A 15,446-nucleotide genomic window follows, 5' to 3' on the forward strand; every position below is an offset into this window, starting at 1 on the left:
ATCACCATGGTTAGAGTGATGCCAGCCGGTTTGCGCCGCTGACCTAGGTCTCCTCTGGAGCCGGCCGTCCGCGCCGGGCCAGGCACCTCCGGTGTCCAAGCATGCCGCCGGAGGCATCGGAATCAAGGTTGGAGAAAGATCATGGCGCAGGGGATCGTCAAGTGGTTTAACGGTGAGAAGGGGTATGGCTTCATTACCCTCGACGAAGCAGCAACGGACGTGTTCGTTCACTGGTCGGCCATTCAGGCCTCCGGGTACCGGACACTGGAAGAAGGCCAGCGGGTTGAATTCCAGATCGGCCAGGGCGAGAAGGGGCCGCAGGCCGAGGAAGTCCGCGCGGTATAGACCCCTTCAGGCACCTCCTCCCGGCTTCGGGCGGAACCGGCAGCGGCGGAGCCTCGGCTCCGCCGCTGCTTTTTGCCGTGGTGGCCCGCTTTTCGCAGTGGTCTCCGGCGCGGAGCCGGCCGGATCCCGAGCTGTCCCGCCAGTGGTGCCGGGATCGCTGTGAACCGGGCTGCATGTCGGCGTGATCGCTTGCACTCAGTGTGTGGGAGTGCTAATTATTGACTTAGCACTCTTGCCGGATGACTGCTAAATGTCCGACGGCGTTGAGTGAACAAGCAACCCACTGGGGTGAGGGTACGGGGACCGCGTAAAGAGATCGCGCGAGCCGGCCCGTCCGTCGCGGGCACCCCGGCAGGCAATGCAAAATTTTGCTCCAAGCATGACTGTTCCGGAAGGACGATAGCCGTTATGGCCAAGATCATTGCATTTGAAGAAGAGGCACGCCGCGGCCTCGAGCGCGGGTTGAACATCCTCGCCGACGCCGTCAAGGTGACCCTCGGCCCGCGTGGCCGCAATGTTGTTCTCGAAAAGAAGTGGGGCGCCCCCACGATCACCAATGACGGTGTTTCCATCGCCAAGGAGATCGAGCTGGACGATCCCTACGAGAAGATCGGCGCTGAGCTGGTCAAGGAAGTTGCGAAGAAGACTGACGATGTTGCCGGTGACGGCACCACCACCGCAACCGTTCTCGCCCAGGCCCTGGTCCGGGAAGGCCTGCGCAACGTTGCCGCCGGCGCCGATCCGCTGAGCCTGAAGCGCGGCATCGAGAAGGCTGTTGCCGCTGTCACCGCCGAACTGATTGCTTCCGCCAAGGAGATCGAAACCAAGGAGCAGATCGCCGCTACGGCTTCCATCTCCGCCGGTGACCAGCAGATCGGCGACCTGATCGCCGAAGCCCTGGACAAGGTCGGCAAGGAAGGCGTCATCACGGTCGAGGAGTCCAACACCTTCGGCCTGGAGCTGGAACTCACCGAAGGCATGCGCTTCGACAAGGGCTACATCTCCGGTTACTTCGTCACCGACGCCGAGCGCCAGGAAACGGTCCTCGAGGATCCGTACATCCTGATCGTCAACTCCAAGATCTCCAACGTCAAGGATCTCGTTGCCGTCCTCGAGAAGGTCATGCAGTCCGGCAAGCCGCTGCTGATCATCGCCGAAGACGTTGAAGGCGAAGCCCTGGCAACCCTGGTCGTCAACAAGATCCGCGGCACCTTCAAGTCCGTCGCCGTCAAGGCACCGGGCTTCGGCGACCGCCGCAAGGCACAGCTGGCCGACATCGCCATCCTCACCGGCGGCCAGGTCATCGCTGAAGAAGTTGGCCTGAAGCTCGAGAACGCCACGCTGGACCTGCTGGGCAAGGCCCGCAAGGTTGTTGTCACCAAGGACGAAACCACCATCGTCGAAGGCGCAGGCGACGCCGAAGAGATCGCCGGCCGCGTCAACCAGATCCGTGCCGAGATCGAGAACTCCGATTCCGACTACGACCGCGAGAAGCTGCAGGAACGCCTGGCCAAGCTGGCCGGCGGCGTTGCAGTCATCAAGGCCGGTGCGGCAACCGAAGTTGAGCTGAAGGAACGCAAGCACCGCATTGAGGACGCTGTCCGCAACGCAAAGGCTGCAGTGGAAGAAGGCATCGTCGCCGGCGGCGGCGTGGCCCTCATCCAGGCCGGCCTCAAGGCCTTCGCCAACCTGTCCCTCGAGGGCGACGAAGCAACGGGCGCGAACATCGTCCGCGTTGCCATCGACGCTCCGCTGAAGCAGATTGCCTTCAACGCCGGCATGGAGCCGGGCGTAGTTGTGGACAAGGTCCGCGGCCTGCCGGAGGGCTTCGGCCTGAACGCAGCAACCGGCGAGTACGAAGACCTGCTGGCTGCCGGCATCAACGACCCGGTAAAGGTCACCCGTTCTGCCCTGCAGAACGCTGCATCCATCGCCGGCCTGTTCCTGACCACCGAAGCAGTGGTTGCGGACAAGCCGGAGAAGTCGGCCCCCGCTATGGGCGGCGCTGACGAGATGGCCGGCATGGGCGGCATGGGCGGTTTCTAAGCCCCCGCAGTTCAAGCCTGACGCGTAAGCAGACGCGGCACCCGGTCCGGGTGCCGCGTCTGCTTCGTTTAAACCCGGGGATAAACCCGGGTAAAAGACAGGCGGCGATGGCTCAGTGCATAAACAGCGAGGTGTTTGCCGCTTCCGTTTCGGCATACTGCGCCGAGGCGAAGGCCAAAGCCTGGTTGATGCTGTCCAGCGACTCCTCCACACGGGCCTGCGTGGCCCGCCAGTCCGTGACCAGCAGCTGGAAATTGGACGACGCTGCTCCCCGCCAGATGTCGCTCAATGAGGCCAGGCCGGCCTGCATTCCGTTGACGTCCGCCCGCAGGCGGTCGATGGTTCCCTGCACCTCGGCACTCTTGGCGGCAAGCGCCTCGCTGTCCACGGCAAATAACGGCATGGTTTCCCTCCTGGTGATGGCCTGCGTCCGATCCCGGAAGGCTAGGGTCCCCGCCGTCCGCCGGCGCGCGTAGGACTCGTGGCTGTGGAGCGCACCAGCGGAACTGCGCTCCCGGCCCGGTTGTGGAGGGAAGCTCACTCACCTCAGGGCAGGGCCGCGGAACGGCTCAGCTGTCGTCGCCGTCGTCCGGACGCTCGGGGAACTGTTCCGGCGCCCGGTAGGGCAGCCGGATAGCGAGGGTGGCGCCGCCGCCCTCCGTCTCCGCAAGGCGCACCGTGCCGTCGTGCTGTGCCACCAGGGCCGCCACAATGGCCAGTCCAAGGCCCGTGCCGCCGGTCTCCCGGTAGCGGGAGGAATCCGCACGGTAGAAGCGCTCGAAGACCCGTGCGGCGTCGTCCTCGGAAATTCCGGGACCGTGGTCGCGTACCTCCAGCACCGCATCCATCCGGTCGTGGATGACAGGGGCCACCCCGACGGCCACTTCGATGGGGGAGCCGGCGGGGGTGTAACGCAGCGCATTGGTCATGAGGTTGGCCACGACCTGCCGCAGCCGGGCCTCGTCGCCCATGGCCGGCGCGCTCTGCGGTGCGTGGCCGTCCAGCCCCACCACCTTGATGTCACGGTCCGGTGCACTTGCCCGGGCGTCCAGCGCGGCGTCGTTGCCCAGGATCATCAGGTCCACCGGCTCGTATTCGAGCGGCCGCTGCTCATCCACCCGGGCCAGGGTGAGAAGGTCCTCGACCAGCCTGCCCATGCGTTTGGCTTCGCTCTCGATCCGTCCCATGGCGGCGGAGATCTCTTCCGGCTGCTGCAGAGCGCCGTGCCGGTAAAGCTCGGAGAACCCGCGGATGGTCACCAGCGGGGTCCGCAGCTCATGGGATGCGTCCTGGACGAAGCGCCGCATCTTGCGTTCGGACTGCGTGCGGGCGGCAAACGCGGTTTCAATGTGCGCGAGCATGGCGTTGAGGGACCGGGACAGGCGGCCGATCTCTGTTGCGGGGTTGCCCACTTCCACACGCCGGGACAGGTCACCGGCGGCAATGGCTGCAGCGGTCTTCTCCACCTGGCTCAGCGGACGGAACTGCCGGGTCACCGCCCAGTACGCGATTCCGGTGGCACCCAAGGTGCCGAGCAGGCCCACGGAAAACACCAGGGACGCGGCTTCATCCACCGTCGCGGCTACCGAATCGAGCGGAATGGCCACGGCCACGGAACCGGGCAGGTTTTCGAAGTCATAAATCCGCACCCGCCAGCCCTTGGACGTCGGGGAAGTGCCGCGGACATCAAAGCCCTCAGTCCCCATGGCGGCAACGTCGTCTGCGGTGTAATCCCCAAGCTGCGGGATGTCGGCGGCCGACTCCGAATGGGTCGCCGGACCGTGGCTGCCGTCTTCGTTCAGGTACAGGCCGTAGTACCGGAACAGGGAGGCATCGGTGCTGGGTTCGTTGACCAGCAGGTACCGGGAGACATTCGAGGCGTTTTCCTCAATGTCCGCGTCCAGCCGGTCCACCAGGATCTGGCGCAGCAGGGTAATGGTGGCCAGGCCGGTGATCGTCACCGTGACCACCATGAGCACCGCCATGATGGCAACCAACTGCGACCGCAGCGAAGCGGATTTCCAACGCCGTACCAAGGTCCTAGCGCTTCTCCGAGGAACGCAGCAGGTACCCGACGCCGCGCTTGGTCTGGATCAGCGCCGGCGCATCCGGGCTGCGGTCGATCTTGCGCCGCAGGTAGGAAATGTAGGACTCCACAATGGAGGCGTCGCCGTTGAAGTCGTATTCCCAGACGTGGTCCAGGATCTGGGCCTTGGAGAGCACCCGGTTGGGATTCAGCATCAGGTAGCGCAGCAGTTTGAACTCGGTGGGGGACAGGTCGATGGTGACGCCCCCGCGGCGGACCTCGTGGGCATCGTCGTCCAGCTCCAGGTCATCCACGCGGATGACGGCGTCGTCGTCCTCGAGCGGCTGGGTGCGGCGGAGGACAGCGCGGATCCGCGCCACCACCTCGTCCAGGCTGAAGGGCTTGGTGACGTAGTCGTCGCCGCCCACGGTAAGACCGGTGACCTTGTCCTCGGTATCGTCGCGCGCGGTCAGGAAGACCACGGGGAAATGCTGTCCGGCGGCGCGCAGGCGCCGGGTGAGCGTGAAGCCGTCCATGTCCGGGAGCATCACGTCCAGGACCGCGAGGTCCGGGTTATGGGAGTCGACGGCGGCCAGCGCCTCACGGCCGTTGGCCGCGGCGACCACGTCGAACCCGGCAAAGCGCAGCGAGGTGGACAGCAGCTCGCGGATATTGGGCTCATCATCGACAACAAGGAGTCGTGCTTCGGGTGCAGACGATTTGTTCACCCGCCCAGTTTCTTACATTTAGCTGGACGTTGTCTGTAGACGGGCAGAATGAATTCTGGGAGTGTCCCGGGAACGCGCCCGGGAACCCGGCTAGACCGGTTTTTCGATGTCGGTGGCGTCCAGGATGGAATAGGCATAGCCCTGCTCGGCGAGGAACCGCTGCCGCTTGGCCGCGAAGTCCTGGTCCAGGGTGTCGCGGGCAACCACGGTGTAGAAGTGCGCCGCCTTGCCGTCGGCCTTGGGCCGCAGCAACCGGCCCAGCCGCTGGGCCTCCTCCTGCCGGGAGCCGAAGGACCCGGACACCTGGATGGCCACGGAGGCCTCGGGCAGGTCGATGGAGAAGTTGGCAACCTTGGACACCACGAGGGTGCTCAGGACCCCTTCCCGGAATTCGTTGAAGAGCCGCTGGCGTTCCTTGACCGGGGTGTCTCCCTTGATGACCGGTGCGTCCAGCCGTTCGGCGAGCTCATCCAGCTGGTCAAGATACTGCCCGATTACCAGGGTCTGCTCACCGGTATGGCGGCGGACCAGCTGTTCGACGACGCCGGTCTTGGTGTCCGACGTCGAGCACAGGCGGTACTTGTCCCCGTCCTCGGCCATGGCGTAGGCCACGCGCTCGTCGCGCGGCAGGTCGACGCGGACCTCGATGCATTTAGCCGGGGCAATGTAGCCCTGCGCTTCGATGTCCTTCCAGGGGGCGTCGTAGCGCTTGGGACCGATCAGGGAGAACACTTCGCCCTCACGCCCGTCCTCACGGACCAGGGTGGCGGTCAGCCCGAGGCGGCGCCGCGCCTGCAGGTCCGCGGTCATGCGGAAAATCGGGGCGGGGAGCAGATGCACCTCGTCATAGATGATCAGGCCCCAGTCGTTCGCATCCAGCAGCTCCAGGTGCGGATAGAGTCCGCCGCGCTTGAGCGTCAGCACCTGGTACGTGGCGATGGTGACGGGGCGGACTTCCTTCACCGCGCCGGAGTATTCCCCGATCTCGTCCTCGGTCAGGGAGGTCCGCTTCAGCAGCTCGTCCTTCCACTGCCGGGCGGAAACGGTGTTGGTGACCAGGATCAGGGTGGTGGTGGAACTGGTGGCCATAGCCGCAGCACCCACCAGGGTTTTGCCGGCACCGCAGGGCAGCACCACGACGCCGGAGCCACCGGCCCAGAAGTTCTCGGTTGCGAGTTTCTGGTAGGGGCGCAGCGCCCAGCCGTCTTCATTGAGCACGATCGGATGGGGAGTGCCGTCCACATATCCGGCCAGGTCTTCGGCGGGCCAGCCCAGCTTGAGCAGCAGCTGTTTCAGCTGTCCGCGCATGGCGGACTGCACGACCACTGTCTCGCCGTCGATCCGCGGGCCAAGGAGCGGCTGGATCTTCTTGGCGTGCATCACTTCTTCGAGCACGGGGTAGTCATTGGTGCGCAGCACCAGCCCGTGCTGGGGGTCCTTCTCCAACCGCAGCCGGCCGTACCGGGACATCGTTTCCTCGATGTCGATCAGCAGCGAGTGCGGCACCGGGAAGCGGGAATAGGTGAGCAGGGTGTTGAGCACCTGCTCGGCGTCGAGCCCCGCGGCCCGGGCGTTCCACAGGCCCAGCGGCGTCAGCCGGTAGCTGTGGATGTGTTCGGGTGCGCGCTCGAGTTCGGCGAACGCCGCGATGGCATGCCGCGCCTCCGTGGCCTGGTCATGATCGACCTCCAGAAGAATTGTCTTATCGCTCTGGACAATCAACGGTCCGTCAACCATGTGCCGGGCTACCCTCCACTATTTCCACGTCCATAATCCGATGTACTGACACTGTGCGCTCGACGTCGTGGCGCGGGTCGTAGACCCGGACCCTGCCGTCGCTTACTGACAAGGGAACGAATATTTCCTGCCGCTGATTCCCCTGTGCATCCACCACACCCATGCGGACCGAACTCTTGGTCCGGATGGCCTTGCGCAGGGTTTCCAGGCTGACCAGGGACTGGCTTTCGCCGCTGGCGTTTGGCACAGGACCCCCGCCGCGCAGGGCCGCCAGCTGCCGGTCCAGGTCCTCGTCCGTCAGTTCCCAGGGGTTTAGCCGGGTCTTGGAGGAAGTGGGTGCTGCCACCGGGACCATCCGGTGGGAGCCCACGGGTTTGCGTGCGGGCCCTTCCAACGCCGGGGGATAGCCCAGCTCGCGGAGCGTGAAGGTGAGTTCCTTTGCGGAGGCGTTGGCTGCGACCACGGTCGGGGCCAGCCGCACCAGTCCCAGCGAGGCGGTCCGCGGATCGGCCAGCAGGGCGTTCAACCCTGCCTCGTCGTCGCTGCGCAGATAAGACCCGGCCGCACCCACCCGCAGCCGGCCGTACCGGGCGGCGGTGTCCTCCACCAGGTAGCGCAGCGGCTGGGGGACGTCCGTTGCCGAATGCCGGTGCAGGAAGGCGAGGATGCCGTCGGCGTCGAGCCCTTCATCCAGCGCCCGCCGGATGGAATCGGCCGAGAACCGGTAGGTGGCAGCCGGTCCCTGTCCTTCCGCCGTGGAAATCAGCGACAGTTCCCGGGCAACGTCCGGATCCAGGTATCCGGGTGCCACTGCCGTGAGGTCGGCCTGCAGCAGGAAGGAGTTCAGGGGTGCCGGCAGGGCATCGCGCAGCACGGAGGTTGCGCGGGAGTACTCGCCCGCGGCCACAGCCGAGCCAAGGACGGTCAGCGCGCCGGCGCCGAGCAGTCCCAGCTGTGCTGCCTCTTTGAGGATCCCCGGGACCAGACGGGCGAAACGCCGCTGCAGCCGTGGCTGGTGCCAGGTCAAGGCGCTGATGAGATCCTCGGTTTCGAAGACTCCCACCGTTCCGTTGACGGAGTCCCCCTCCACATCGGAAAGCAGGGCAAGCGTTTCCAGTGCGCGGCGCCGGACCACGGGGGCGTCCGGCCGGGACACCTCGGCGGCCAGCGCGTTGACCGTTCCCCCTGCCGGCAGAGGTGCGCCCACCAGCGAGGGTGCACGGTCTGCGTCCAGCCAGGCTTCCACCAGCCGGCGCCATTGCTCTTCACGGTTCTCCGTGAGCCAGGTTCCCTCGCTGGCACCCCAGCGTGAAGTTGCGGCATCCAGCGTGATCAACCCGGACAGGGCCGCCAGTTCCAGCAGCCAGGAGGTGGTGGCGCCGTCCAGCCGCAGCGCTTCCGAGAGCCGGCGCACTTCCCGCACGCCCACACCTCCGGAACGCAGCGTCCCAATCGGGTTTTCCGCGGCAAGCGCCAGCAGCTCCGTGACCAGGCGCAGGGTTTCGGCCACCGCGCCGAATGCGGCATTGTCCCGCAGGTTGCGGCCCACGCTGCGGGGTTCCGGCCGGGGCGCTTCCAACTGGAAGTCCGCGACGATGACGTGCCCGCGGGAGGCCTGGCCCACCGGGCGGGGAAGCTCCACATGCAGTGCATCCAGGGGGACCAGGAGGCCACGGGCTACCAGCCACTCCACCGGCGTGGGGTTGGGATTGTCCAGGACCGCCCGTCCCATGGCGGCTTTCTTCGGGATGGTTCCCACCGGGGAGTACTTGAACCGCCGTAGCAGCTCGACGGTCTGCGGGGGAGCGCCCGCCATGAGAGCTGCCCAGCCTGCCGGATCGGAAACCAGGTGATGCAGGGAATGGGCGGCCGTGCCCGGGGTATCGGCTTTCTCCAGCGGCAGGCCCGTGGCACGCAGTCCTTCGACAATGCCCACCAGCCGCTGCCCGAACTCCGGATGCTGAGCCGCCAGGGTGGAATAGGGCCGGCCGAGCCCCGCGGGGTAGGCCCCCAGTGCCTCGCCCAGGACGGACACAGGAAGGTAGAAGCGGCGTGAGGCGTCCGCTTTTGGGGCTCCGGGGTGCGGCGTGGCACGGCGGAGCAGGGCCAGGGAATGCAGATGGCCCAGGATGACATCCAGGGATTTGATGGTGGAGCCGGAGATGGCGGCTTTCAACCATGACGCGGTGGTGCTGAGCTGGGAATCCTCATTGGTGGTCAGGTCCACTGCTTCAAGGACCTGAAGCTCGGGTGCCGTCAGTTTCTCGAGGATCCGCTGGACACTGACCCGGGTGGAAGCACGGGCAGCCATGGCCTGGAAATCGGGGACCGGAGGAAGCGCGAGGTCCGGCCGGGCCGTGAGCAATTCACGCAGTTGGTCGTCACTGCGTGCTGCTAGATCGTCGGCCAGAGCTCGAATCGCGGACATCAGAACCACGTTACCTGAGTGGGCGGGAAAACGGACCGATCAGTCCCGGCGCCGGCGCCTGATCCCGTCGATCACCAGGCCTGCCAGCAGGAGGAATGCGGCCGGCAGCGCGTAGAGGGATGCAGCCACGAGCCAGGGTGCAACCTGCTGGCTTTGGAGGGATAGGACCAGCACCGCACCGAGAGTCCCCAGGCCGAACAGTGCCAGGGCACCCGCAAGGACGCCGGCCGCCCGGCGGAGCGTTCCCGGGCGGGGGCTGGGCGGGGAGTCCGGTGTGGGGTCCTCCACCGGCTGCTTCCGGGCGGCGGACATGGGGGACCGGACCTCATCCGGTGGGGCGCTGCTCATGGAGATTAACGCTAGCAGCGGAAAACAGCGGGACAAAGGGGATGGCTTGGAGCCCTCTTGCCTTGTCGGGATATTCTAAAGGGAACAGACTTCCCCGTAGTATCTCAGGAGGTACTCCAGCTCTGCAGATACTTCGTCTCCAGAGTTACCCCCGGCACTACTTCGGGCCTGGCGGACCAACGCGGGTTCCGATCATTCCCGCAGCAGGTGTCCTGCTGCGGTCAGAACTAAGAACGAGGTAACCGAAGTGCCCATCGGCAAGGTCAAATGGTTCGACACTGGTAAGGGTTTTGGTTTTCTGGCCACGGACGATGGGCAGGAAGTCTTCCTGCATGCCTCTGCCCTTCCTGCAGGTGTCACTGAGGTCAAACCCGGGACCCGCATGGAGTTTGGCGTGGCAGACGGCCGGCGGGGACCGCAGGCACTTTCGGCCCGCATCCTCGAAGCTCCGCCCTCGGTTGCCAAGGCAACCCGCAAGGATGCGGAAGACATGGCCGTGATCACCGAAGACCTGATCAAATTGCTGGACGGCATCTCCAACGGACTGCGCCGGGGCCGGTACCCGGACAAGAAGCACGCTGCCAAGGTGGCCGCCGTGCTGCGTGCCGTTGCCGATGACCTGGATATATAAGGTTCGTGCGCTGAAGTGACTATGACAAACCCCTCTCCCGACATGCCCTCCGAACCCGTCGCGGATGCAGCAGTGGACGCTGCCTCCCCCGCCGCGGCCAAACGCGCCCCGCGGCGCCCGGCAAAGGCCGACGCCGTCCTCGCGGCCGCGGTGGATGAAGCCCGCGCCGGACTCCTGGAAGTCGTGGCCCCTGCTGAAGTTGGCAACTATGTCGGTGCTGTGGCCGACGCCGAGCGGCTGGTGACCCACCGGTTTACGTCGCTCCGTCCCGGCTACCACGGATGGTACTGGTATGCCACGGTGGCCCGGGTGCCCCGAAGCAAGAAGGTAACGGTCAGTGAGGTAGGACTGCTGCCTTCCGACGAGGCTTTGCTTGCGCCCGAGTGGGTGCCTTGGTCAGACCGGCTGCGGCCGGAAGACATTGCTGCCGAACAGGAACAGCAGGCCCAGGAAGAGGCCGCCCGGGAGGCGGCCGCCGCAGGCCATAACGATGCTGACCGGGACGACGCCGACCGGGACGACGCCGACGACGCCGACCGGGACGACGCAGACCAGGACCAGGAACAGCGCCCCGCCGAAATGACGGGTGTACAGGAGGACGAGTAATTCCGTGGCGGTTGCGGCAACAGGTTCACTATTCCCCCAGGGGGCGCTGAACTGATGTTCCGCTCCCTTCGCATCTTCAACTACCGCATCTGGTTCATCGGTGCCCTGGTTTCAAATATCGGCACCTGGATGCAGCGCACCGCGCAGGACTGGCTGGTCTATGACATCCTCACCGACCAGGACGCAGCCGCGATGGGAATCGTCATGGCGCTGCAGCTGGGGCCGCAGCTCCTCCTCGCCCCATGGTCCGGCCTCATTGCGGATACCTACAACCGGCGCAAGGTCCTCCTGCTCACCCAGGTCAGCATGGGCGGCCTCGGCCTCGCACTGGGCCTGCTGGTGCTGTCCGGTCATGCAGAGTTGTGGCACGTCTACGCTTTCGCGCTGGCGCTGGGCGTTGTCTCCGCAGTGGACGGGCCGGCACGGCAGGCCTTTGTCTCCGAAGTAGTCTCGGAGCGGGACCTACCCAACGCCGTCGCGCTCAACAGCGCCTCCTTTAACGGGGCGCGCATGGTGGGTCCGGCGGTTGCCGGCCTCCTGACCGTGGCCGTGGGTCCCGGCCTCGTGTTTGTCCTTAACGCCGTAACGTTCGGCGCCATGGTGATCGCCCTGCTGAAGATACGCTCCGCCGAGCTGCGCGTCCTGCCAAAGGCACCGCCCGGGAAGGGCCGCATCCGGGCCGGGATTGCCTACGTGCGCCACCGGCCGGACCTGATCATGGTGATGCTCGCGATCTTCATCGTGGGTACCTTCGGCATGAACTTTGCCATTTATATAGCGGCCATGGCGCGTACCGAGTTCGGCCGCGACGCGGGTATCTTCGGCGTCCTTAACTCGGTGATGGCGATCGGCTCGGTTTCCGGGGCGCTGCTCTCGGCCCGGCGGGACCGGCCGCGCCTGCGATTCGTCTTCGGTGCGGCCGGCGCCTTCGGCCTGTCCTGCATCCTGTCAGCCGTGGCACCCACCCTGACCCTGTTCGCACTCTCGCTGATCCCCGTCGGCCTGTTTGCCCTGACCCTGATGACCAGCGCCAATGCGTATGTGCAGACCACCACCGCGCAGATCATGCGCGGGCGGGTGATGGCACTGTACTTCGCCATCTTTATGGGCGGCACGCCGTTGGGCGCCCCCGTGGTGGGCTGGGTGTCCAATGCCTTCGGTCCCCGCTGGAGCCTCGGCGTTGCCGCCGCCTCGGGACTGCTGGCCGCCGCGATCGGCTTTGTCTGGGCCTGGCGGACGTACGGAATGCGGTTCCACTACGACCGCAGCCTGCCGCGCCGGCTGAGCATGACCACGGACGTTACGGAAAAGCAGCAGGACCCGGACGGCGTCTAGGTCCGGGTCCTGCTGTGTACTGCCAAGGCCCCTGCAGTCCTGCCGGAAGCGGGGGACCGGAGCGGGTCAGGAATTCGCGATGACGAAATCGATGCAGTCCAGCAGTGCGCTGACGTCGTCGGGCTCGATGGCAACGAACGTGGCAATCCGCAGCTGGTTGCGGCCGAGCTTGCGGTAGGGCTCCACGTCCACCACTCCGTTGGCACGCAGGGTCTTGGCGATGGCCGAGGCGTCGACGTCTTCGGCAAAGTCGATGGTGGCAATCACGTTCGAGCGGTCTTCAGGACGGGTAACGAACGGCGTGGCCACCGGGGAGTTCTCCGCCCAGGAATAGATGCGCCCCGCTGAGTCGGCGGTGCGGCCCGCGGCGAACGGGAGGCCACCGTTGGCATTGAGCCATTCAACCTGCGCGTTGAGCGTGACGAGGGTGGACAACGACGGCGTGTTGTAGGTCTGGTTCAACCGGGAGTTGTCGATGGCGGTCTGCAGGTTGAGGAAATCCGGAATCCAACGGTCACCGGCGTTGATCCGGGCAGCCCGTTCGAGGGCGGCCGGCGAGAACATCCCGAGCCACAGGCCGCCGTCGGAGGCAAAGTTCTTCTGCGGCGCAAAGTAATAGACATCCGACTGGCTGAGGTCCACGTCCAGGCCGCCGGCCGCGGAGGTGGCATCGATCAGGACCAGGGATCCGGCGTCGGCCCCTTCCACCCGCCGCACCGGAGCGGCCACGCCGGTGGAGGTCTCGTTCTGCGGCCAGGCATAAACGTCGACACCGGCTTCGGCAGCGGGCTCGGGACGCGTGCCCGGAGCGGAGGTGATGATGCTCGATGCGGAGAGGAACGGAGCCTTGTTGGTGGCAGCGGCAAATTTCGAGCCGAACTCACCGAAGGACAGGTGCTGGGCTTTCTCCTCAACCAGGCCGAAGGATGCAATGTCCCAGAAAGCGGTGGACCCGCCGACACCCAGGACAACTTCATAACCCTCCGGGGCGGAAAAGAGGGTGGACAGGCCTTCGCGGATGCTGCCCACCAGGTTCCGCACCGGCGCCTGCCGGTGGGAGGTGCCCAGGAGGCCGGTCCCGGCACGGGTGAGGGCCTCTAGCTGTTCCGGACGGACCTTCGAAGGGCCGGCACCGAATCGGCCGTCCTTCGGGAGGAGCCCGGCGGGAATTTTCAGTGCGGCGGTATCGCCCATGAGGTGACGCTCCAAGCGTGTTTCGAAGGTGGCGGATATGCACTTTCCATTCTGCCGTATGCCCTCGTACGGAGGCGATATATGACCCGCACCACGGCGCGATGTGCCGGGCACCGCGGAATTATCGGGCGGTCCGGCCGATAGGCTAACGTGTTGCCGTACACCCCCGGGGCAGCGGCCTGCTGGCCTTCTTTTCTTCCGTACATAGGAGCGGCCCGTCATGACGGATCTCATTGACACCACTGAGATGTATCTCAGGACCATCCTGGAGCTGGAAGAAGAGAACATTGTCGCCCTCCGGGCCCGTATCGCTGAACGGCTCCGCCACTCCGGGCCCACGGTGTCCCAGACCATCGGCCGCATGGAACGTGACGGACTTGTCGTGGTTGCCGGGACGCGGCGGCTGGAGCTGACCGAGTTTGGCCGCCGCCGCGCCACCGAGGTGATGCGCAAGCACCGCCTCGCCGAAAGGCTCCTCTCCGACGTGATCGGCCTCGACTGGGCCTATGTGCATGACGAAGCCTGCCGATGGGAACACGTGATGAGTGAGCGGGTGGAACGCCGGCTGTATGAACTGCTGGGCCACCCCACGGAATCGCCGTACGGCAATCCGATTCCCGGACTCGAAGGAATCGGCGGGGTTGCAGCGGAAGTCTTCCACGCCGGCGTCGTTAACCTTGTGGCCACCGTCGCCGCCGTCGAACCCGGAACGAAACTCCGGCTGGTCCGGCTTGCCGAGCCCATTCAGGTGGAACCGGAACTCTTGTCCCAGTTGGACGAGGCGGGATTGCGCCCCGGAGCGCAAATGACCGCTGAGGTAGTCGGTGGATACATTTCCGTGCGGGTTCCGGGTATCGAGGGAGCCCTTGAATTGCCGGCCGAAGTAGCTGCGCATGTATTTGTTTCACAGCTTGGGTAACGGAATGGTCACTTTTCCGGCATTTATCCTATAGTGTGTTCCTGACGCTGAACCACCATCGTTATCCGGTCCGTCCGCCGAGCCCTGCCAGCGGACCGGAGCACTACATTCGTCCAGGCAGGGGCGGAGGACCCATTCTCCGGCAGCCAGGCTGCCTTGGGGTGAAGCCTTCCGGGAGACGGCGGTATTACTGCATAGCCGCGTAATACCCGCCTATTCCGGAGGCCGAGTTTTCTCTACTCGAATCCGACAGCTAACTTCGCAGGCGATCAATGAGAGGGAAACACTTGTCGAAGCATGCTGCTTCGGGGAGGCGCCGTGCGCCTGCCCCTGCCGTCCCACTGCGACCCCGAAACGCCTCAGCACCTGGCCGCCGGCGCGCAGAAACCAAATCCGTGTCTGTTGGCGGTGCCGCCCAGAAGATTGCCATTACCGCAGCCACCTCGGGCCTGATCCTTACCGCTGCGCTGCCGACCACTGCGGCAGCGGACAATCCGGCTGAACGCCAGGCCACGGGCGCCGACGCGCCCGTCTCTGCCGACCCCAACGCCGATATCGGCTTCGCCCGGGCCGGGCTGAGCAGCGAATTCGACCCCGATGCCAAGCTGGCGTCCGTCACGGTTGCAGCCGGTTCCCACGCGGTTCCAGCCGCAGCCAAGGGCACGCTGTCCACGCCCCTGAACACTGGACTGATTCAAACCTCCGGGTTCGGCCACCGGACCAGTCCCATCACCGGGGCTGCCGGCGAGATGCACAACGGGCAGGACTTCGCCGCAGTCTGCGGCACAGCTGTCAGTGCTGCGGCATCCGGCACCGTGGTCTTCGCCGGCTGGCACGCCTACGGCGGGGGATACCGCGTGGTGGTTGACCACGGCAACGGAGTCGAAACCACGTACAACCACCTTTCCACCATTGCCGTCTCTGTGGGTGCCGCTATTGAACGCGGACACCTGGTGGGAGCCAGCGGCACCACGGGCTCGTCAACCGGTTGCCACCTGCATTTCGAGGTAATGGTTAACGGCGAAGTAGTGGACCCGCTCAATTGGTTGTAACTGCCTAGAATCAAAGCGTTGTAACCGCTTGAATATCGTTTCGTGATCGGA

Annotated in this window: 14 protein-coding genes and 1 riboswitch; of the genes, 7 read left to right on the top strand and 7 right to left on the bottom strand. The window is 65.6% G+C overall.

Going from position 1 to position 15,446, the window contains the following annotated elements:
- Positions 1-141 precede the first annotated feature (141 nt).
- Both QNO10_RS02555 and groL read left to right on the top strand, forming a co-directional pair.
- Positions 142-345, top strand: coding sequence for a cold-shock protein (locus tag QNO10_RS02555; protein WP_229949186.1), 204 nt, complete (start codon positions 142-144; stop codon positions 343-345).
- Between the two features lie 408 nt (positions 346-753).
- Complete coding sequence (gene groL, locus QNO10_RS02560) at positions 754-2,391, top strand: chaperonin GroEL (protein ID WP_227922944.1); 1,638 nt, start codon at positions 754-756, stop codon at positions 2,389-2,391.
- A gap of 112 nt (positions 2,392-2,503) precedes the next feature.
- Here the strand turns inward: groL and QNO10_RS02565 are convergent, their stop codons facing one another.
- From QNO10_RS02565 to QNO10_RS02590, 6 genes are all read right to left on the bottom strand, one after another.
- A complete protein-coding gene (locus QNO10_RS02565; protein ID WP_229949188.1) occupies positions 2,504-2,794 on the bottom strand; it encodes a WXG100 family type VII secretion target in 291 nt (96 codons plus the stop codon).
- Between the two features lie 166 nt (positions 2,795-2,960).
- Positions 2,961-4,376, bottom strand: a complete 1,416-nt coding sequence (locus tag QNO10_RS02570) for a sensor histidine kinase (protein WP_229949190.1) — start codon at positions 4,374-4,376, stop codon at positions 2,961-2,963.
- Between the two features lie 55 nt (positions 4,377-4,431).
- Positions 4,432-5,145 (bottom strand): response regulator transcription factor, encoded by a 714-nt coding sequence (locus QNO10_RS02575; RefSeq protein WP_227913521.1) that lies wholly within the window; start codon positions 5,143-5,145, stop codon positions 4,432-4,434.
- A gap of 90 nt (positions 5,146-5,235) precedes the next feature.
- Positions 5,236-6,882: a DNA repair helicase XPB gene (locus tag QNO10_RS02580; protein WP_229949192.1), complete on the bottom strand. Its 1,647-nt coding sequence runs from the start codon at positions 6,880-6,882 to the stop codon at positions 5,236-5,238.
- Positions 6,875-9,310, bottom strand: a complete 2,436-nt coding sequence (locus tag QNO10_RS02585; protein WP_229949194.1) for a helicase-associated domain-containing protein — start codon at positions 9,308-9,310, stop codon at positions 6,875-6,877. Before QNO10_RS02585 ends, QNO10_RS02580 begins: the two co-directional genes overlap by 8 nt.
- A 39-nt stretch (positions 9,311-9,349) precedes the next feature.
- Positions 9,350-9,658, bottom strand: a complete 309-nt coding sequence (locus QNO10_RS02590) for a hypothetical protein (RefSeq protein WP_229949196.1) — start codon at positions 9,656-9,658, stop codon at positions 9,350-9,352.
- A gap of 247 nt (positions 9,659-9,905) precedes the next feature.
- On the opposite strand from QNO10_RS02590, the gene QNO10_RS02595 reads away from it, so the two are divergent.
- The 3 genes from QNO10_RS02595 to QNO10_RS02605 are packed head-to-tail and all read left to right on the top strand — an operon-like array spanning position 9,906 to position 12,230.
- Positions 9,906-10,289: a cold-shock protein gene (locus tag QNO10_RS02595; RefSeq protein WP_229949198.1), complete on the top strand. Its 384-nt coding sequence runs from the start codon at positions 9,906-9,908 to the stop codon at positions 10,287-10,289.
- A 21-nt stretch (positions 10,290-10,310) separates the two neighbouring features.
- Complete coding sequence (locus QNO10_RS02600; protein WP_229949248.1) at positions 10,311-10,895, top strand: DUF3027 domain-containing protein; 585 nt, start codon at positions 10,311-10,313, stop codon at positions 10,893-10,895.
- Positions 10,896-10,949: 54 nt separating this feature from the next.
- On the top strand, positions 10,950-12,230 hold the full coding sequence (locus QNO10_RS02605; RefSeq protein ID WP_229949200.1) for an MFS transporter: 1,281 nt from the start codon (positions 10,950-10,952) through the stop codon (positions 12,228-12,230).
- Between the two features lie 66 nt (positions 12,231-12,296).
- On the opposite strand, the gene serC is transcribed toward QNO10_RS02605, so the two are convergent.
- Positions 12,297-13,424, bottom strand: coding sequence for a phosphoserine transaminase (serC, locus tag QNO10_RS02610; protein WP_229949202.1), 1,128 nt, complete (start codon positions 13,422-13,424; stop codon positions 12,297-12,299).
- Between the two features lie 220 nt (positions 13,425-13,644).
- Between serC and QNO10_RS02615 the strand changes: the two genes are divergently transcribed.
- Positions 13,645-14,343, top strand: coding sequence for an iron-dependent transcriptional repressor DtxR (locus QNO10_RS02615; RefSeq protein ID WP_229949205.1), 699 nt, complete (start codon positions 13,645-13,647; stop codon positions 14,341-14,343).
- 100 nt (positions 14,344-14,443) lie between these two features.
- A riboswitch (cyclic di-AMP (ydaO/yuaA leader) is annotated at positions 14,444-14,627 on the top strand.
- A gap of 111 nt (positions 14,628-14,738) precedes the next feature.
- A complete protein-coding gene (locus QNO10_RS02620) occupies positions 14,739-15,395 on the top strand; it encodes a M23 family metallopeptidase (protein ID WP_229949208.1) in 657 nt (218 codons plus the stop codon).
- Positions 15,396-15,446: the final 51 nt, after the last annotated feature.

The sequence above is a fragment of the Arthrobacter sp. zg-Y919 genome (assembly GCF_030142045.1).
Lineage (GTDB): Bacteria > Actinomycetota > Actinomycetes > Actinomycetales > Micrococcaceae > Arthrobacter_B.